This is a genomic window from Burkholderia sp. AU30198 (assembly GCF_020419825.1).
Taxonomy (GTDB): domain Bacteria; phylum Pseudomonadota; class Gammaproteobacteria; order Burkholderiales; family Burkholderiaceae; genus Burkholderia.
The window spans coordinates 925787-945140 of the sequence record NZ_JAIZSA010000001.1 but is presented as its reverse complement, the minus strand read 5'-3'; the positions used below and the strand labels follow the sequence as shown (position 1 = coordinate 945140).

Annotated in this window: 18 protein-coding genes; all 18 read left to right on the top strand. The window is 69.1% G+C overall.

Annotation, left to right across the window (positions count from 1 at the left end; all coding sequences use genetic code 11):
* Nucleotides 1–8: 8 nt before the first annotated feature.
* Nucleotides 9–902, top strand: a complete 894-nt coding sequence (locus LGN19_RS04095; protein ID WP_226213327.1) for a CoA transferase subunit A — start codon at nt 9–11, stop codon at nt 900–902.
* An 11-nt stretch (nt 903–913) separates the two neighbouring features.
* The gene (locus tag LGN19_RS04090) at nt 914–1711 is read left to right on the top strand and encodes a CoA-transferase subunit beta (RefSeq protein WP_226213326.1); all 798 of its coding nucleotides are present in this window, start codon (nt 914–916) and stop codon (nt 1709–1711) included.
* Nucleotides 1712–1719: 8 nt separating this feature from the next.
* Nucleotides 1720–2646, top strand: a complete 927-nt coding sequence (locus LGN19_RS04085) for an enoyl-CoA hydratase (protein WP_226213325.1) — start codon at nt 1720–1722, stop codon at nt 2644–2646.
* Complete coding sequence (locus tag LGN19_RS04080; RefSeq protein ID WP_226213324.1) at nt 2643–3731, top strand: NAD(P)H-dependent flavin oxidoreductase; 1089 nt, start codon at nt 2643–2645, stop codon at nt 3729–3731. The genes LGN19_RS04085 and LGN19_RS04080 overlap by 4 nt, the downstream gene beginning before the upstream one ends.
* A 25-nt stretch (nt 3732–3756) precedes the next feature.
* Entirely contained in the window at nt 3757–4566 is an 810-nt protein-coding gene (locus tag LGN19_RS04075; protein ID WP_174961461.1) for an enoyl-CoA hydratase family protein, read from the top strand.
* The gene (locus LGN19_RS04070) at nt 4563–5732 is read left to right on the top strand and encodes an acyl-CoA dehydrogenase family protein (RefSeq protein WP_226213323.1); all 1170 of its coding nucleotides are present in this window, start codon (nt 4563–4565) and stop codon (nt 5730–5732) included. Before LGN19_RS04075 ends, LGN19_RS04070 begins: the two co-directional genes overlap by 4 nt.
* A 35-nt stretch (nt 5733–5767) precedes the next feature.
* The gene (locus tag LGN19_RS04065; RefSeq protein ID WP_226213322.1) at nt 5768–6835 is read left to right on the top strand and encodes an acyl-CoA dehydrogenase family protein; all 1068 of its coding nucleotides are present in this window, start codon (nt 5768–5770) and stop codon (nt 6833–6835) included.
* Nucleotides 6835–7986 (top strand): acetyl-CoA C-acetyltransferase, encoded by a 1152-nt coding sequence (locus tag LGN19_RS04060; protein ID WP_226213321.1) that lies wholly within the window; start codon nt 6835–6837, stop codon nt 7984–7986. Before LGN19_RS04065 ends, LGN19_RS04060 begins: the two co-directional genes overlap by 1 nt.
* A gap of 34 nt (nt 7987–8020) precedes the next feature.
* The gene (locus LGN19_RS04055; RefSeq protein WP_226213320.1) at nt 8021–8899 is read left to right on the top strand and encodes an SDR family oxidoreductase; all 879 of its coding nucleotides are present in this window, start codon (nt 8021–8023) and stop codon (nt 8897–8899) included.
* Between the two features lie 3 nt (nt 8900–8902).
* Nucleotides 8903–10141 (top strand): acyl-CoA dehydrogenase family protein, encoded by a 1239-nt coding sequence (locus LGN19_RS04050; RefSeq protein ID WP_226213319.1) that lies wholly within the window; start codon nt 8903–8905, stop codon nt 10139–10141.
* Nucleotides 10138–11340, top strand: coding sequence for an acyl-CoA dehydrogenase family protein (locus LGN19_RS04045; RefSeq protein WP_226213318.1), 1203 nt, complete (start codon nt 10138–10140; stop codon nt 11338–11340). The genes LGN19_RS04050 and LGN19_RS04045 overlap by 4 nt, the downstream gene beginning before the upstream one ends.
* On the top strand, nt 11337–12137 hold the full coding sequence (locus tag LGN19_RS04040; RefSeq protein ID WP_226213317.1) for an SDR family oxidoreductase: 801 nt from the start codon (nt 11337–11339) through the stop codon (nt 12135–12137). Before LGN19_RS04045 ends, LGN19_RS04040 begins: the two co-directional genes overlap by 4 nt.
* Nucleotides 12137–12622 (top strand): MaoC family dehydratase, encoded by a 486-nt coding sequence (locus LGN19_RS04035; RefSeq protein WP_226213515.1) that lies wholly within the window; start codon nt 12137–12139, stop codon nt 12620–12622. The genes LGN19_RS04040 and LGN19_RS04035 overlap by 1 nt, the downstream gene beginning before the upstream one ends.
* An 18-nt stretch (nt 12623–12640) precedes the next feature.
* Complete coding sequence (locus LGN19_RS04030) at nt 12641–13846, top strand: acetyl-CoA C-acyltransferase (RefSeq protein WP_226213316.1); 1206 nt, start codon at nt 12641–12643, stop codon at nt 13844–13846.
* Nucleotides 13847–13996: 150 nt separating this feature from the next.
* Nucleotides 13997–14968 (top strand): WD40/YVTN/BNR-like repeat-containing protein, encoded by a 972-nt coding sequence (locus LGN19_RS04025; protein WP_226213315.1) that lies wholly within the window; start codon nt 13997–13999, stop codon nt 14966–14968.
* Between the two features lie 65 nt (nt 14969–15033).
* Nucleotides 15034–17496: an efflux RND transporter permease subunit gene (locus tag LGN19_RS04020; protein WP_226213314.1), complete on the top strand. Its 2463-nt coding sequence runs from the start codon at nt 15034–15036 to the stop codon at nt 17494–17496.
* 69 nt (nt 17497–17565) lie between these two features.
* The gene (locus LGN19_RS04015) at nt 17566–18645 is read left to right on the top strand and encodes a Rieske 2Fe-2S domain-containing protein (protein WP_226213313.1); all 1080 of its coding nucleotides are present in this window, start codon (nt 17566–17568) and stop codon (nt 18643–18645) included.
* 288 nt (nt 18646–18933) lie between these two features.
* Nucleotides 18934–19137, top strand: a complete 204-nt coding sequence (locus tag LGN19_RS04010) for a cold-shock protein (protein ID WP_006483056.1) — start codon at nt 18934–18936, stop codon at nt 19135–19137.
* The last annotated feature ends 217 nt before the right edge of the window (nt 19138–19354 follow it).

Genomic DNA, 19354 nt, shown 5'->3' with positions numbered 1-19354 from the left:
CCAGCACGATGACGATGAAACCTCTCGACAAGACGATGTCCGCGCGCGACGTGGTCGCGCAACTCGCCGACGGCATGACGATCGGTATCGGCGGATGGGGACCGCGGCGCAAGCCGATGGCGCTGGTGCGCGAAATCGCGCGCTCGAACCTGAAGGACCTGACGATCGTCGCGTACGGCGGCGCCGATGTCGGCCTGCTTTGCGCGGCCGGGAAGGTCCGCAAGGTGGTGTTCGGCTTCGTGTCGCTCGACGTGATTCCGCTCGAAGCGCATTTCCGCCGCGCGCGCGAGCAGGGCCGCGTCGACGTGCTCGAACTCGACGAAGGGATGCTGCAGCTGGGCCTGCGCGCGGCCGCCGCCCGCCTGCCGTTCCTGCCGACCCGCGCCGGGCTCGGCACCGCGCTGCTCGATCACGCGCCGCAACTTCGAACGGTGCAATCGCCGTACGACGACGGTGAGACGCTGCTCGCGATGCCCGCGATCGAACTCGACGTCGCGCTGCTGCACGTGAACGCGGCCGACCGGATGGGCAACACGCGCATCGACGGCCCCGATCCGTTCTTCGACGCATGGATGGCGCGTGCCGCGCGGCGCTGCTACGTGTCGGCGGAAACGGTCGGTGCGTCGCTCGCGAGCGAAGACCTCGACGCCGCCAAACGCAACCCGTTCGAGCGCTCGCTCGTCACCGGCGTCGTGCAGGCGCCGGGCGGCGCGCACCCGACGTCGTGCGGGCCGGCCTACGGCTGGGACCTTCCGCACCTGCGCGCGTACTGCGCGAGCGCGGAAGACGGCGCGAAGACGGCGGCGTACCTGCGCGACGTGGTCGGTCAGGACGAACGCCAGTACCTCGAAGGTGTCGGCGGGTTGTCGCACGTGACGACGCTGCCGTTGCCGATTCTGTAAAGGAGCGCCTTGTGAGCGAATCTCTCGACCATTCCCTCGCGGAACTGATGATCGTCGCGTCCGCGCGACTCTGGCGCGACGACGGCGAAGTGCTGGCGACCGGCATCGGCACGGGCCCGCGGCTCGCGGCCGGCCTCGCGCGGCTCGCATACAACAACGGGCTGATGCTGACCGACGGCGAAGCGTATCTCGTCGAGGAGCCGGTGCCGCTCGGCCCGCGCCCCGACGGCTATCGCGTGAAGGCGAGCGGCTGGATGACCTACGAACGCGTGTTCGACTGCCTGTGGCACGGCCGCCGTCATGCGCTCGTGATGCCGACGCAGATCGACCGTTTCGGCCAGGCGAACATCTCGTGGCTCGGCGACGACTACGCACGCCCGAAAACCCAGCTGCTCGGCGCGCGCGGCTTCCCCGGCAACACGACGAACCACGCGAACTCGTTCTTCGTCAGCGGCCACGGCAAGCGCACGTTCGTCGAGAGCGAAGTCGACATGGTGTGCACGATCGGCTACAACCCGGCGCGCCGTCTGCCCGGGATGAAGACCTTCGTCGACCTGCGCAGCATCGTCACCGACCTGTGCGTGATGGATTTCGGCGGGCCCGACCACGCGATCCGTGTGCGTTCGCTGCATCCGGGCGTGAGCTTCGACGAGGTGCAGGACGCGACGGGCTTCCCGCTGATCACCGCACCGGATCTCGGCACGACGGCCGCGCCGACTGCGGAAGACCTGCGCATCGTCCGCGCGCTCGATCCGCACAACCTGCGCGCGACGATCGTGCGCAACAATCCGGCGCCGCGCCGGGGATGAGGCACGACATGGAAGCGACCCAGGTGACCTTCGGCGACGGTGTCGTCGACTACGCGGTCGACGGCGGCATCGCGACGATCACGATGAACCGCCCCGAGTATCACAACGCGCAGAACTCGAAGATGACGTATGCGCTCGACGCGGCGTTCCGGCGCGCGGCGCACGACGACGCGGTGAAGGCGATCGTGCTCGCGGGCGCCGGCAAGCATTTCTCGGCGGGCCACGACATCGGCACGCCCGGCCGCGACATCCACGAATCGTTCGACCGCGCATCGCTGTGGTACGACCACGTCGACAAGGAAGGCGGCGAATTCCTCTATGCGCGCGAGCAGGAGGTGTACCTCGGGATGTGCCGGCGCTGGCGCGATTTGCCGAAGCCGACGATCGCGATGGTGCAGGGCGCGTGCATCGCGGGCGGGCTGATGCTCGCGTGGGTGTGCGACCTGATCGTCGCGTCGGAGGATGCGTTCTTCGCCGATCCGGTCGTGCGGATGGGGATTCCGGGCGTCGAGTATTTCGCGCATGCGTACGAGCTGAATCCGCGCATCGCGAAGGAATTCCTGTTCCTCGGCGAGCGGATGCCGGCGGAACGCGCGTACCAGATGGGGATGGTCAACCGCGTGGTGCCCCGCGAGCGGCTGCACGACGCGACCTACGCGATCGCCGCGAAGATCGCGACGATGCCGCGCCTCGGGCTCACGCTGACCAAGCAGGCGCTGAATCACGTCGAGGAGCTGCAGGGCAAGCGCGCGGCGATGGATGCGGCGTTCGCTTGGCATCACTTCGCACATGCGCACAACGAACTGGTGAGCGGTGACCGCCTCGGCGGCTACGACGCGCGCAGCATGGCCAGCTCGCAGCGCCCGCCGAACGGCGCGGACCGCAGCGACGCGCAGGCGCCGGCGCCGGTCGCCGTCAACGGAGCCGCCGCATGAGCACGACGCTGCGCACGCCTTTGTGCGACCTGCTCGGCTGCCGTTACCCGATCGTGCAGACCGCGATGGGCTGGGTGGCCGACGCACGGCTCGTCGCGGCCACCAGCAACGCGGGTGGCTTCGGCTTCCTGGCTGGCGCGACGCTCGAACCCGAGCAGGTCGAGGCCGAGATCCAGAAAGTGAAGTCGCTGACCGACCAGCCGTTCGGCATCAACTTCCACATGTTCCAGAAGAACGCACAGCAGGTCGTCGAACTGGCGATCAAGCACCGGCTGCGCGCGGTCAGCTACGGCCGCGGGCCCGACGCGAAGACGATCCGCCGCTTCAAGGAGGCCGGCATCGTCTGCATGCCGACCGTCGGCGCGCCGAAGCATGCGGCGAAGGCGGTCGAGCTCGGCGCGGACATCGTCACCGTGCAGGGCGCGGAAGGCGGCGGCCACACGGGCGCGGTGCCGACCACGCTGCTGTTGCCGAAGGTGCTCGACGCAGTGCAGGTGCCGGTCGTCGCGGCCGGCGGCTTCTTCGACGGGCGCGGGCTGGCTGCCGCGCTGGCCTACGGCGCGGCCGGCATCGCGATGGGCACGCGCTTCCTGATGAGCGCCGAATCGCCGGTGCCGCGCGAGACGCTCGACCGCTACGTCGCGGTTGGCGACCCGGCACGCATCCGCGTATCGGACGCACTCGACGGGCTGCCGCAACGCATGATCGACAACCCGTATCTGCTGAAGCTCGAACGCTTCGGCCCGCTGCGCCGCACGTGGTTTGCACTGAAGACCGCCGAAGCATGGCGCCGCCAGAACGGGCTGAGCACGGGCGACATGCTCGGCCTCGCGATCAAGGCGCTGCGCTCGCACGACTACACCGCGAGCCAGACGCTGATGGCGGCAAACGCGCCGTTCCTGATCCAGCGCGCGATCGTCGAAGGCCGCCCGGATGAAGGCGTGCTGCCGAGCGGTCAGGCGGCGGCGATGATCGGCGCGATCGAATCGTGCGACGCATTGATCGCGCGGATCGTCGCGGAAGCCGGCGAGCGGCTCGACGCGCTGGCGGCGCTGCGCGGCACGCCGGCCGCACAGGCCGCGTGAACACAATCACAGGGAGGCAGACGAGATGACAACATCCAACCAACCGGCCGGCGCGACGCCGTTCCGGATCGATCGCGCCGACGGCATCGCCGAACTGGTGATCGCCCATCCGCCCGTGAATGCGCTCGACGCACAGGGCTGGCACGCGCTGGCTCGCGCGCTCGACGCGCTCGGCGAGGACGACGACGTGCGCGTGATCGTCGTGCGCGGCGAAGGCCGCGGCTTCTGCGCGGGCGTCGACATCAAGGAACTGGCCGCGCATCCGGAGCGGATCGTGGCGGTCAACGCGGGCAACTACGAGACGTTCCGCGCGGTACACCGCAACCCGAAGCCGGTGATCGCGGCCGTGCACGGCTTCGTGCTCGGCGGCGGGATCGGCATCTGCGGCGCGGCGGACATCGTCGTCGCGGCCGACTGCGCGCGCTTCGGCGTGCCCGAGATCGATCGTGGCGCGATGGGCGGCGGCGCGCATCTGCAGCGGCTGTTCGGCGTGCAGAAGGTGCGCATGATGTATTTCACCGGCGACATGATCGATGCGGCCGAAGCCTACCGGCTCGGCGCGGTCGAGCAGGTCGTGACGCGCGACACGCTGCGCGACGCGGCGCTCGCGATCGCCCGCAAGATCGCGGAGAAGAGCCCGGCGATGGTGCGGCTCGCGAAGGAGGCGCTGAACGGCGTCGAGGACGGTGATCTCGAGGACAAGTACCGCTGGGAGCAGGGCTTCACGCTGCAGGCGTACATGACGAACGATTCGACCGAGGCACGGGCCGCGTTCGTCGAGAAGCGCGACGCGCGCTTCGACGCGCAGGCCGCTGTCGAGGAGGCACGCGCATGAACCTGACCTATACGCCGCAACAGCAGGCGTTCCGTACGGAAATCCGTGACTGGCTCGCCGCGCGCGTGCCGCGCGAGCGGCTGCCGAGCTTCGACACGGAAGAGGGCTTCGCCGCGCACCGCGAATGGGAGCGCACGCTGCACTCGGGCCGCTGGAGCATGGTCACGTGGCCGCGCGAACTCGGCGGGCGCGGCTGCGACCTGATCGAGTGGCTGATCTTCGAGGAAGAGTACTGGCGTGCCGACGCGCCGATGCGCGTGAACCAGAACGGCATCTTCCTGCTCGGCCCGACGCTGATGGATTTCGGCACGGCGGAACAGAAGGCGCGCTTCCTGCCCGCGATGGCGGCCGGCGAGCACGTGTGGGCGCAGGGCTGGTCGGAGCCGAACGCAGGCTCGGACATGGCCGCGATCCGCACGACGGCCACGCGCATCGGCGACGAATACGTGCTGAACGGCCAGAAGATCTGGTCAACCCGCGCGGTGTGGGCCGACTGGCTGTTCGGGCTGTTCCGCAGCGACCCCGAATCGTCGCGTCACCACGGGCTCACGTTCCTGATGGTGCCGCTGTCCGCGCCGGGCATCACGGTGCGGCCGATCCGCCAGTTGAACGGGCAGACGGGTTTCGCGGAAATTTTCTTCGACGACGTGCGCGTGCCGGTCGAGAACCGTCTCGCGGCCGAAGGCGCGGGCTGGCAGGTCGCGATGGCGACGGCCGGCTTCGAGCGCGGGCTGATGCTGCGTTCGCCGGCGCGCTTCCAGCGCACCGCGCAGGCGCTGCGCGACCTGTATCTCGCGCACCGCGACAGCGCCGACCGCGATCCGACGCTGCGCGAGCGCGTGGTGCAGGCATGGATGGATGCGCAGGCGTATGCGCTGTCGACCTACGCGACCGCGAGCCGGCTGCTGAAGGGCGGCCATATCGGCGCGGAGTCGAGCACCAACAAGGTGTTCTGGTCGGAGCTCGACCTGCGCATGCACCAGACGGCGCTCGACATCCTCGGCGCGCACGGCGAGGTCGTCCCGCAGACGGCCGCGCAGCACGCGACGCTCGGCCACTGGCTCGACGGCTTCCTGTTTGCGCAGGCCGGCCCGATCTACGCGGGCACCAACGAGATCCAGCGCAACATCGTCGCCGAACGGATGCTCGGCATGCCGCGCGCGTAAGCGCGCCGGCGCCACCCTTACAGAACGGACATCGTATGGATTTCGTATTCGATGAAGACCAGGAAGCGCTCGCGGACAGCGTGAAGCGCCTGCTGATGACCGAGATGACGCCCGAGCTGATCCGCGAGCTGTGGGCCACGCCGACCGGGCGATCGGACGACCTGTGGGCGCTGTTCGCATCGCAGGGGCTGACCGCCGTGTCGGTGCCGGAAGCGCACGGCGGCCTCGGCCTGACCGAAGTCGAGTGGGCGCTGCTCGCGCAGACCTACGGCTATTTCGGCAGCCCCGAGCCGCTGCTCGACACGGCGCTCGTGTCGGCCGGCGTGCTGGCGCGGCTGCCCGCGAGCGACTGGCGCGACGCGCTGCTGAATGACATCGCGGAAGGCCGCGCGCGCGTCGCGCTCGTGCATCCGGTGAACCCGTATGCGGCCGACGTGCACGTCGCGCAAGCGCTGCTGTGCGAGCACCGCGGCGAGCTGCACCGCGTCGATCCCGCGCACTGCGCATGGCGCGCAGTCGACAGCGTCGACCCGTCGCGGCGCCTGTTCACGCTCGACTGGGAACCGTCGGCGGCCACGCGCGTCGCGAGCGCCGACGAGGCCGCGCCGCTGCTGAATCGCGCGCTGGACCATGGCGCGTTCGCGGTCGCCGCGCAGTTGCTCGGTCTCACGCAGCGCGTGCTGGATGTTGCGATCGACTACAGCGCGCAACGCAAGCAGTTCGGCAAGGCGATCGGTTCGTACCAGGCGCTCAAGCATCTGCTCGCCGATGTCGCGATCCGCTACGAGTTCGCACGGCCGGTGGTCGCACGCGCCGCGCAGGCGATCGCCGACGACCATCCGCAGCGCGCGGTGTTCGTGTCGCACGCGAAGCTCGCGGCCACTGCCGCCGCGCAACTGGCCGCGCGCCACACGATGCAGGTGCACGGCGCGATCGGCTACACGTGGGAACTCGACCTGCAGATCTTCATGAAGCGCATCTGGGCGCTGTCCGGCAGCTGGGGCGACAGCGCGTTCCACAAGGCCCGCGTGGCCGACGCGATCCTCGGCGACGCATTGCCGATCGGCCCCGCGCAGACCTTCGACCTCGAGGAGTTGAACTGATGAAACAAGCCTATATCGTCGACGCGCTGCGCACGCCGACCGGCCGCCGCAAGGGCGGTCTCGCGCATGTGCATGCGGCGGACCTTGGCGGCTTCGTGCTGAAGACGCTCGCCGAACGCAACGCGATTCCGGCCGACGACTACGACGACGTGGTGTTCGGCTGCGTCGACACGATCGGCCCGCTCGCGGGCAACATTGCGCGCACCTGCTGGCTCGCGGCCAGGCTGCCGCTGCAGGTGCCGGGCGTGACGGTCGACCGTCAGTGCGGGTCGTCGCAGCAGGCCGTGCACTTCGCCGCGCAGGCCGTGATGAGCGGCGTGCAGGACGTGGTGGTGGCCGGCGGCGTGCAGACGATGACACAGATCCCGATCTCGTCCGCGATGACCAGTGCGGCGCCGCTCGGCTTCAACGATCCGTTTTCGGGCAGCAATGGCTGGCGTGCGCGCTTCGGCGATGCGCCGGTGTCGCAGTTCGTCGCCGCACAGCGGATCGCCGATCACTGGAACCTGTCGCGCGATGCGATGGAGCGTTATGCGCTCGAAAGTCATCGCCGTGCGGTCGCGGCGATCGAGGCTGGCCATTTCAAGCGGGAAATCGTGCCGCTCGAAGGCGTGCTGCACGACGAGACGCCGCGCCCCGACACGTCGCTGGAAAAGATGGCGACGCTCGAACCGCTGACGCCGGGCGGCTCGCTGACGGCCGCCGTCGCGAGCCAGACCTGCGATGCGGCCGCCGCGCTGCTGATCGTGTCGGAGGAGGCATTGAAGCGCTACGGCCTCACGCCGCGCGCCCGCATCCATCACCTGAGCGTGCTCGGCGACGATCCGCTGTGGATGCTCACCGCGCCGATCCCGGCGACGAAGGCTGCGCTCAAGAAGGCCGGCCTCGACTGGTCGCAGATCGACGTCGTCGAGATGAACGAGGCGTTCGCATCGGTCGCGCAGGCATGGCTCGCCGACACGCGTTTCCCGCACGAAAAGACCAACCCGAACGGCGGCGGGATCGCGCTCGGCCATCCGCTCGGCGCGACCGGCGCACGGCTGATGACGACGCTGCTGCACGAGCTGGAACGCACCGGCGGCCGCTACGGGCTGCAGACGATGTGCGAAGGCGGCGGCCTCGCGAACGTCACGATCATCGAGCGCCTGTGAGCGCGCCATCTTTCACGATCCACGAGGCATGAGCATGGGAATCTGTAACGGACGCACCGTCATCATCACCGGCGCGGGCGGCGGGCTCGGGCGCGAATACGCGCTTGCGTTCGCGGCCGAAGGCGCGGCGGTCGTCGTCAACGACATCCGGCACGACGCCGCACAGGCCGTGTGCGACGAGATCGCGCAACGCGGCGGCCGCGCGCTCGCGAATGCGGATGACATCACGCGCGTCGACACGGCGCAGCGGATCGTCGACGCGGCACGCGAAGCGTTCGGCGACGTGCACGTGCTCGTCAACAACGCGGGCATCTGCCGCGACAAGATGTTCACGAGCATGACCGAAACCGACTGGGACGACGTGATGCGCGTGCACCTGCGCGGCCACTTCTGCCTGTCGAGCGTGCTGGCGCGTGTGTGGCGCGACGCGGCGAAGGCCGGCCAAGCGGTCGACGCGCGGATCGTCAACACGAGTTCGGGCGCCGGGCTGCAAGGCTCGATCGGCCAGTCGAACTACGGCGCGGCGAAGGCGGGGATCGCCGCGCTCACGCTGATGCAGGCGGCCGAGCTGCAGCGCTACGGCGTGCGCGTGAACGCGCTCGCGCCGGCCGCACGCACGTCGATGACAGAAGGCGTGTTCGCCGACATGATGAAGAAACCCGAGGACGGCGGCTTCGACTATTTCGATCCGGCCAATGTCGCGCCGCTGGTCGTGTGGCTCGGCAGCGCGCTGTCGGCCGACGTGACGGGCCAGGTGTTCGAGGTCGCGGGCGGGATGATCGCTGTCGCGGAAGGCTGGCGCACGGGCCCGAGCGTCGATCGCGGCGCGCGCTGGGCGGTGGCCGAGGTCGGCCCGGCGGTCGCGCAGCTGCTCGCCGGTGCGCGCCCCGCGCAGCGCGTGTACGGGAGCTGACCGATGGATCTGGCGCTCACCGACGAACAGGCGATGATCCGCGATGCGGCGGCCGACGTGCTCGCCGAACGCAGCGCGTCCGCCGACGTGCGCCGCGCGCTCGAGCAGTCCGGCGGCCGTGACGATGCGTTTTGGGCCGCGCTGGCAGGCGAGCTTGGCTGGAATGCGCTTGCGTTGCCCGAAGCGGCCGGCGGGCTGGGGCTCGGCGCGGTCGAGCAGACCGTGCTGATGGAACAGCTCGGCCGGCGCGTCGCGTGCGTGCCGTATTTTTCAACCGCGTGTCTCGCGGCGACCGCGCTGGCGGGCTGCGCCGGCACGCCGCTGGCAAACGGCTGGCTCGCGAAGATTGCTGAAGGCGCGTGCAGCGCGACGCTGGCGCTGCCGTTCGACCTGCCGGCCGGTGCGCGGCAACTGCCGGTCGTCGCGGAAGAAACGGCGGGCGGCTATGCGCTGTCCGGCACGCTCGAACAGGTGATCGACGGCGCGCGCGCCGACCTGCTGCTGGTGCCAGCGCGGATCGCGAACGAAGGGCAGTCGATCGGGCTGTTCGCAATCGACGTCGCAACGGCATCGGGGCTCAAAGTCACGCCGCTCGACACGCTCGACGCCACGCGGCCGATCGCGCGGATCGTTCTCGACGATGCCCGCGTGAACCGCGACGCGCTGCTTGCTGGCGGCACCGCGGTGGCACAGGGGCTGGAACGCACCGCCTGGTTCGCAGCACTCGCGCTGGCCGCCGAACAGCTCGGCGGCGCCCAGCAATGCCTCGACCTGACGCTCGACTACACGAGCCAGCGCGTGCAGTTCGGCCGCGCGATCGCATCGTTCCAGGCCGTCAAGCACCGTTGCGCACAGATGATGGTGCTGATCGAATCGGCGCGCTCGGCGGTGCTCGGTGCCGCACACGCGTGGGATGCCGAAGCCGGCAGCGCGCAGCCGAGCGACGCATTGCGCGCCGACATCGCTGCCGCGAAGTCCGCCGCGAACGACGCGTATGCGTTTTGCGCACAGGAAGCGATCCAGCTGCACGGCGGTGTCGGCTTTACGTGGGAATACGACCCGCACCTCTATTTCAAGCGCGCACAGGCGTCCGGTGCGCAGTTCGGCAGCACGCCGCAACTGCTCGAATGGATCGCGTCCCATGCGATTGACGGCGCCGCATCGCATCGCGACGAAGCGTTCGCACCACCCGCTGCGGCGGCATCTCGTCCATCGGCCGCACGCGCAGGAGCCCTCCAATGAACAGCGAAACGCGCGAACAGCAATTGCGGCACGAAGTGGCCGACTGGGTGCAATCGCACCTGACCGGGGACTTCGCTTGCCTGAAATACCGCGGCGGCCCTGGCGACGAGGAAGCGTGGCCCGAACTGCGCAAGGCATGGGAACAGGAGCTCGCGAAGGGCGGCTGGACCGGCCTCGGCTGGCCGACTGAGGCCGGCGGGCGCGGTTTCTCGGTCGCCGAGCAGGTGATCTTCCACGAGGAATATGCACGCGCCGGCGGCCCCGGGCGGATGGGCCACATCGGCGAAGGGCTGCTCGGGCCGACGCTCGTCGCGTGCGGCACCGACGACCAGCGCGCGCGCTTCCTGCCCGGCATCCTGGCCGGCACGCAGTTCTGGTGCCAGGGCTACTCGGAGCCCGGCGCGGGCTCCGACCTGGCCAACGTACGCACGCGCGCCGAACAGGACGCGGACGGCACGTGGCGCGTGGTCGGCCAGAAGGTCTGGACGTCGCTCGCGCACGATTCCGACTGGATCTTCGTGCTGGCGCGCACCGATCCCGTGTCGAAGGGCAACAAGGGGTTGTCGTTCCTGTTGATGCCGCTTGACCAGCCGGGCATCGAGATCCGGCCGATCAAGCAGCTCAACGGCGGCGCGGAATTCAACGAAGTGTTCTTCGACGGCGCGCGCGCGGACGCCCGCGACCTCGTCGGCGCGCCCGGCGACGGCTGGCGGATCGCGATGACGCTGCTTGGCTTCGAGCGCGGGATGTCGACGCTCGGCCAGCAGATGCAGTTCGTCCGCGAGCTCGAATGGGTGATCGACGCCGCGCGCGAATCGGGCGCGGACCGCGACCCCGTGCTGCGTCAGCGAATCGGCCGCGCATGGGCCGGGCTGCGTGTGATGCGCTACAACGCGCTGCGGATGCTGTCCGGTGCGGACGACGCCGACGGCGGGGCCGGCGCGCCGCTGCGCCGCGAGGCGCTGATCTACAAGTACTTCTGGTCGAACTGGCACCGCGACCTCGGCCAGCTCGCGATGGATGCCCTCGGCCCGCGCGCGAACGTGATCGATCCGGCTGACGAAAAGCTCACCCATCTGCAGCGCGTATTCCTGTTCTCCCGTGCGGACACGATCTACGCGGGCACCAACGAAATCCAGCTCAACATCATGGCCGAGCGCGGGCTCGGCATGCCACGGGAACCGCGAGGACAAGCATGACCGAACCCCAGATCCAGAAAGCGCCGGCCTACGTGCCGGGCCACCAGCTGCTCGCCGGCAAATCGGTGCTGATCACGGCCGCCGCCGGCGCCGGCATCGGCTTCGCGGCCGCGCGCCGCTGCGCAGAGGAAGGCTGCCGCGGGCTGTTCATCTCCGACATCCACGAAAAGCGTCTCGAACAGGCGGTCGAGACGCTGCGCGCCGAAACGGGGCTGCAACAGGTGTACGGCCGCCTGTGCAACGTCGCGATCGAGGCCGACGTGCAGGCGCTCGTCGCGGAGGCCCAGGACAAGCTCGACGGCGTCGACGTGCTGATCAACAACGCCGGGCTCGGCGGGTCGACCCGCATCGTCGATATGGACGATGCCGAATGGTCGCGCGTGATCGACATTAGCCTTACCGGGACGTTCCGGATGACGCGTGCGATGCTGCCGCACATGCAGGCCCGCGGCCGCGGCGCGATCGTCAACAACGCATCGGTGCTCGGCTGGCGCGCGCAGGCGGAACAGGCGCACTACGCGGCCGCGAAGGCGGGCGTGATGGCGCTCACGCGCTGCGCGGCGCTCGAGGCGTCGCCGTATGGCGTGCGCATCAACGCGGTCGCGCCGAGCATCGCGATGCACGATTTTCTGAAGAAGTCGGCCCCGGCCGACCTGCTGAATCAACTGGCGTCGCGCGAAGCCTTCGGGCGCGCCGCCGAAGTCTGGGAGGTCGCGAACGTGATGGTGTTCCTTGCAAGCGATTACGCGTCGTACATGACGGGCGAAGTGCTGTCGGTTAGCAGCCAGCACGCATGATGAGCACGACCCTCGACCCCGTGCGCGCGACGCCCCGCGTGTTCGCGCATCCCGGCGAACTGGCCGCGGCCGTCGGCGACACGCTCGGCGCGAGCGCGTGGCTCGCGATCGACCAGATCCGCATCGACGGCTTCGCCGATGCGACGGGCGACCACCAGTGGGTGCACGTCGACCCGGTGCGCGCGAAGGACGGCCCGTTCGGCGCGTGCATCGCGCACGGCTACCTGACGCTGTCGCTCGTGAATTACTTCCTGCCGCAGATCGTGCGGATCGACGGCGCGCGGCTCGGCGTCAACTACGGCTGCGACAAGATCCGCTTCCCGGCGCCGGTGAAGGTCGGCGCGCTGGTGCGCGGCGTCGGCGAGCTGCTGCGCGTCGAGCCGCTCGAAGGCGGCGTGCAGGCATGGATTCGCGTGACCGTCGAGATCGAAGGCGAGGCCAAGCCCGGCTGCGTCGCCGACACCATCAGCCGCTACTACTTCTAGTTCCAGAGAGCCAGACACATGGAAGACGCAGTCATCGTTTCCGTCGCACGCACGCCGATCGGCAAGGCGTTTCGCGGCATGTTCAACGACACCGAGGCGCCCGCGCTGGGCGGCCACGTGGTGCGCACGGCGCTCGAACGCGCGGGCGTCGCGCCGGCCGACGTCGACGACGTGCTGATCGGCTGCGCCGCGCAGCAGGGCACGCAGGGCTACAACATCGGCCGCCTGTCGGCCGCGGCGGCCGGGCTGCCCGCATCGGTGCCCGGCATGGCGATCGACCGCATGTGCTCGTCGGGCCTGATGTCGATCGCGAGCGCCGCGCGCAGCATCGGCGCGGGCGACGCGCGGATCGTCGTCGCGGGCGGCGTCGAGTCGATCTCGCTCACGCAGAACAAGCACAAGAACGCGTATCGCGCGCGCTCGCAGGCCGTGCTCGACCACCAGCCGGCTGCGTACATGGCGATGATGGAAACGGCCGAGATCGTGTCGCGCCGCTACGGCATCTCGCGCGCGGCACAGGATGAATTCGCATTGCAGAGCCACCAGCGCACGGCGGAAGCCCAGGCGGCCGGCCGTTTCGATGGGGAAATCGCGCCGCTCGACGTGCGGCGCGCGCTGTTCGACAAGGAAGGCAACCCGGCCGGTTACGAGAACGTGAACGCCGCGCGCGACGAAGGCGTGCGTGCGGACACGACGGCCGAACGGCTCGCGGGGCTGAAGCCGTCGTGGAGCGGCGGCCAGGTCGTCGAGCAGGGCGAGTTCGTGACGGCCGGCAACGCGTCGCAGCTGTCGGACGGCGCGGCGGCCGTGGTCGTGATGTCGCGTGGCGAGGCACAGCGCCGCGGGCTGACGCCGCTCGGCGCGTTCCGCGGTCTCGCGGTGGCCGGCTGCGAGCCGGACGAGATGGGCATCGGCCCGGTGTTCGCGATTCCGAAGCTGCTGGCGCGCTTCGGGATGACCGTCGGCGACATCGGGCTGTGGGAGTTGAACGAGGCGTTCGCGTGCCAGGCGCTGTACTGCCGCGACACGCTCGGCATTCCGGACGAGCGGCTGAACGTCGACGGCGGCGCGATCGCGCTCGGCCATCCGTTCGGGATGTCGGGCACGCGGATGACGATGCACGCGCTGCTCGAAGGCGCGCGGCGTGGCGTGCGGCACGCGGTCGTGACGATGTGCATCGGCGGCGGGATGGGTGCCGCCGCGCTGTTCGAAGTCGGCGCGTAGCGGCACGCGCACGGGCCGCGCCGCTCAGGCGGCCCTCCATTCAGGACCATTCGAGGCCGCGGCAACGACCGACGGCCCGGAGACTTGCAGGCGACGGCGGTGGGCGCCATGGCGCGAACCGCTGTCGAACGCAGACACAGGAGACAAGCGATGAAACGAACCCTGCCTGGACTGGCGATGTCGGCACTCGTGCTCGGCGCCGCGCTGTTCGCGTTTTCGCCGCGCCCGCTGCCGGCGTTCCCGGTCACCGCGATCCATGCGGATCGGCTGCAGATCAACGGGCTGGCGAAGGCCGGCGCGCGCATCGTCGCGGTCGGCGAGCGCGGCGTGATCCTGCTCAGCGACGACGCGGGTGCGCACTGGCGGCCCGCGTCGGTCATGCCCGACCAGGGCTCGACGCTCACGCAGGTGCGCTTCGTCACGCCGGCGCTCGGGATCGCGGTCGGCCACGACGGCCGGATCGTCCGCAGCGACGACGCCGGTGCGCACTGGCGCGAGGTGCACATGGATCACGCGCATTCCGATCCGCTGCTGTCGATCTGGGGTACGGCCGACGGCCCGCTGTTCGCGGCCGGCAGTTTCGGCCAGCTGCTGCGCTCGGACGATGCGGGCCTCAACTGGCAGACCGTGAAGACCCCGGCCGGCGACCGCCACCTGAACGCGATCGTCGGCGACGGCCACGGCAGCCTGCTGATCGCGGGCGAGAGCGGCACGCTGCTGCGCTCGACCGACAACGGCGCGACCTGGGACAAGCTGCCATCGCCTTACGCGGGCTCGCTGTTCGGCGCGCTGATGCTCGCGAACGGCGACTGGGTCGCCTACGGGATGCGCGGCAACGTCGTGCGCAGCACCGATCGCGGCGCGACCTGGACGCACGTCGACAGCCATGTGTCGGTGTCGTATTTCGGCGCGACCCAGCTCACCGACGGCGAACTCGTGCTGGTCGGGCAGGGCGGCGCGATCGTCGCATCGCGCGACGGCGGGCTGACCTTCGACGTGCGCAAGCTCGGCGGCGTACAGAGCCTCGCGGCCGTGCTCGACATGGGCCACGGTGCGCTGCTGCTCGGCGGCGAGGCCGGGGTCGCGCCGCTTACCGGTTTGCTGGCCTCCACGCCGTCCTGACGCGTGGCGGTCCTGCTGCCTGCTTCCGTTCATTTCGCATCGTCCGCATCGACAAGAGAATTCCCATGAACGACCTGTCACGTCCCCCTGAAGCCGTTCCCGCGTCGCGCCTCGCCGCGTTCGTCGAGCGTTGCGCCGACACGATCATCCGCCGCCGCCGGTTGCTGCTGGTGCTGTGCGTCGCGGTGACGCTCGCGCTCGGCCTGTCCGCGACGCGCCTGAAGCTCGATCCGGGCTTCAACAAGATGATCCCGATGGAGCATCCGTACATGCAGGTGTTCGAGCGCTACGCGGGTGCATTCCCCGGCGCCAACACGATTCTCGTGAGCCTGCGCTGGAAGGGTGACGGCGACATCTACAACCAGACCTTCATGGACGCGCTGCGCCACGCGACCGACGACGTGTTCTTCATCCCCGGCGTGAACCGCTCGCGCGTGTTCTCGCTGTTCACGCCGAACGTCCACTACACCGAGGTGACCGAGGCCGGCTTTCGCGGCGACGTGGTCGTGCCGGGCCAGTTCTCGAGCGCGAACCCGGACGATCTCGCGAAGGTGCGCCGCAACGTCGCGCGCTCCGGGCAGATCGGCCGCCTCGTCGGCAACGACCTGAAATCGGCGCTGATCCGCGCGGAGCTGCGCGAGACCGATCCGGCCACGGGCAAGCGGCTCGATTACAGCGCGGTCGCGCGCCAACTCGAGGAGATCCGCGAGAAATACGCGAAGCAGGGCATCGACGTGAACATCATCGGCTTCGCGAAGCTGGTCGGCGACGTCGAGAACGGTATCGCGGGCGTGATGGCGTTCTTCGCGCTCGCGTTCCTCGTGACGGCCGCGCTGCTGTTCGCGTACACACGCTCGCTGAAGACCACCGTGCTGGCGCTCGTCGTCGCGCTGCTGCCGGTCGTGTGGCTGCTCGGCGCGCTGCCGCTGCTCGGGCTCGGCATCGATCCGATGTCGATCCTCGTGCCGTTCCTGATCTTCTCGATCGGCGTGTCGCACGCGGTGCAGATGACCAACGCGTGGAAGCAGGCGCTGGTGCGCGGCGCATCGTCGGCGGACGCCGCGCGCGACGCGTTCCGCAAGCTGTTCGTACCGGGCACGGTCGCGCTGCTGACCAACGCGCTCGGCTTCATGGTGATCATGCGGATCAGGATCGACATCGTGCGCGAGCTCGGCATCACCGCGTGCCTCGGCGTGCTGCTGATGATCGTGACGAACAAGGTGTTCCTGCCGATCCTGCTGTCGTACACGCGCCTCGAACGCGGCACGCTGGCCCGCGCGCAACGCACGGCGGCCGCGGGCGGCAGCCCCCTGTGGTCGCGCTTCGCGACGTTCGCGCGGCCGGGCCCCGCGCTCGGCGTGTTCGCGGTCGCGCTCGCGCTGCTGGCTTACGGCGCGCTCGAATCGCGCAAGCTGGAGATCGGTGATATCGGCACCGGCGCCCCCGAACTGCGCACGAACTCGCGCTACAACGTCGACAACGCGGCGATCACGCACCAGTACAACATCGGCGTGGACGTGCTGTCGGTGATCGTCGAGACGACCGGCTTCGACGACGCGTGCCTGCATTACCCGGTGATGAGCGCGATCGAGAAGTTCGAGATGAACATGCGCGGCGTGGCCGGCGTGCAGTCGGTGACGAGCGTGTCGTCGCAGGGCAAGGTGTTCATCGCCGCGTTCAACGAGGGCAACCCGCGCTGGGCCGCGCTGCCGCGCTCCAGCGACGGACTCACGCAGGGTTCCAACGCGTTCGACCCCGACAACGGGATGAACACCGCGAACTGCAAGGCGATCCAGGTGCTGATCTACACGAAGAACCACGAAGGCACGACCATTGCGCACATCGTCGACGAGATCAAGCGCTTCGCGGCCGAAAACCCGACGCCGAACGTCGCGTTCCGGCTCGCGGGGGGCAACGTCGGCGTGATGGCCGCGACCAACGAGGCCGTCGGCGACGCGGAGATCGCGATGCTGCTGTCGATCTTCGGTGCGATCGCGCTGCTCTGCGCGGTCACGTTCCGCTCGTGGCGCGCGGTGCTGTGCATCATCGTGCCGCTCACGCTCGTGTCGATCCTGTGCAATGCGGTGATGGCGCTGCTCGGCATCGGGCTGAAGGTCGCGACGCTGCCGGTGATCACGCTCGGCGTGGGCGTGGGTGTCGACTACGGCATCTACCTGTACGAGCGCCTGCAGCACGACATCCGTCACGGCGCGACGCTGCCGGACGCCTTCGCGGATGCCATGCGCCAGCGCGGCACGGCGGCGCTGTTCACGGCCGTCACGATGTTCATCGGCGTCGGCACGTGGGCGTTCTCCGCGCTGAAGTTCCAGGTCGACATGGGCGTGCTGCTCGCGTTCATGTTCCTCGTGAACCTGTTCGGCGCGGTGTTCCTGCTGCCTGCGCTCGCCGCGTGGCTCGGCGTCGAGCGCGCGGAGCGCCGCGTGGTGCACCGGCAGCAGCCGTCGCCGGCGGCTCCGGCGCCGCTGAAGCCGTCGCCCGCGCTTGAACCCGGCAACCCGATGCGCTGACCGGCGCCCCCCCATTTCCCCCGCGTGCGGCCGGCCGCCGCGCGCTCTCCACAAGAGGAGTCAACCCACATGTCCGCACGCCCTTACAAGATCGAAGCCCAGCCGCTCGCGCAGCGCTATGCGCGCGGCTGGCACTGCCTCGGGCTCGCCAGCGATTTCAAGGACGGCAAGCCGCACACGCTGAACGCGTTCGGCCGCAAGCTCGCCGCGTTCGCCGATTCGACCGGCAAGGTCAACGTCGTCGATGCGTACTGCCCGCACATGGGCGCCGACCTGAGCCTCGGCACGGTGCAGGGCGACAATCTCGTGTGCCCGTTCCACGGCTGGGCGTGGAGCGGCGAAGGGCAGTGCGCATCGATCCCGTACTGCAAGCGGATCCCGCCGAAGGCGCGCATCGGCGCATGGCCGACCTGCGAGGAGAACAACCTGCTGTTCGTGTGGAACGACCCGGAAGGCAATGCGCCGCCGGAGGAAGTCGCGATTCCGCGCCTCGACGTGTGCTTCTCCGACGAATGGTCGGACTGGGTCGTCGACAAGATGGTGATCCACGCCAACTGCCGCGAACTGGTCGACAACATCTCGGACGTCGCGCACTTCGCGACCGTGCACCATGCGCCGATCGACTATTTCGCGAACCTGTTCGAGGACCACAAGGCGACACAGTTGATGGTCGGCCGCAGCGAGAAGCTCGGTGGCGACGCGCTGACCGCGCTGTCGACGTATTTCGGGCCGGCCGTGCACATCACGCAGATGACGGGGCAGAGCGGCGGGCAGCCGATCCACTCGGTGCTGCTGAACTGCCACGTGCCGATCGACATGAACAGCTTCGAGCTGCGTTACGGCGTGATCGTGAAGAAGGTGGCCGGGCTGTCCGACGCGCAGAACATGGAGATTGCGAATGCGTACGTGAAGGAAGCGCAGCGCGCGTTCTACGAGGACGTCGACATCTGGCACAGCAAGACGCGGATCGACAACCCGCTGTTGTGCGAAGGCGACGGCCCGCTGTACCAGATGCGCGACTGGTATTCGCAGTTCTATCTGGACGCGGCGGACGTGCGGCCGACGAGCGTCGCGCGCAAGGCGTTCGAGATGCGGATCCGGGAAGGTGCGGAACCGCCGGCGCTGCATCACGTGTTCGAGCCGCAGTAAAAACCGGCGGGCCGGCCGAAAAAGGGGCGTATCGAAATATTTCCCGTCGGCCGGCAACACCCGCTGCATAAGGCGCACGCGGCGGGCGTGCTGGTGCGCCGGATCAAAATGGCTTGACGAAGCAGCTACTATCGCGTAGTGTCCATGGCCGAAGTGTTCAAGAAGTTCGATTGCTCATCATTGGCTGCACTCTGTGCGGCAGTCGTTGGTCTATCCCTCTTTTGATTCTTTATGTGCCCGTCGCGGGCGCATGTTCAATTATTCGTCATTTGTATTAAGGAAGTATTTGTGGATACCGGTACCGTCAAGTGGTTCAACGAAACCAAGGGCTTTGGTTTCATCTCCCCGGACAACGGCGGCGACGATCTGTTCGCCCATTTCTCGGAAATTCGCGGCACGGGTTTCAAGACCCTCGCGGAAGGCCAGAAGGTCAGCTTCGAAGTGAAGCGCGGCCCGAAGGGTCTGCAAGCGTCGAACATCACGCCGCAGTAAGCCGCATCGGCATCGGCCACCAGTCGGTGGTCGCTGCCGGATGGAGTTTCGCGCGAGGCGCCGCTTTTGCGGCGCCGGCGCGTTCCGATGCGCACGACCGATGCATCGCGACATTCGCGATGCATCGGTCGTGACGCTTCCCTCATCGCATGCCGGAACGGCGTGCAATGCAACGCCCTCGCGAAGCGCCTGCGCGCGTCGCCAGCGCATCACCGCT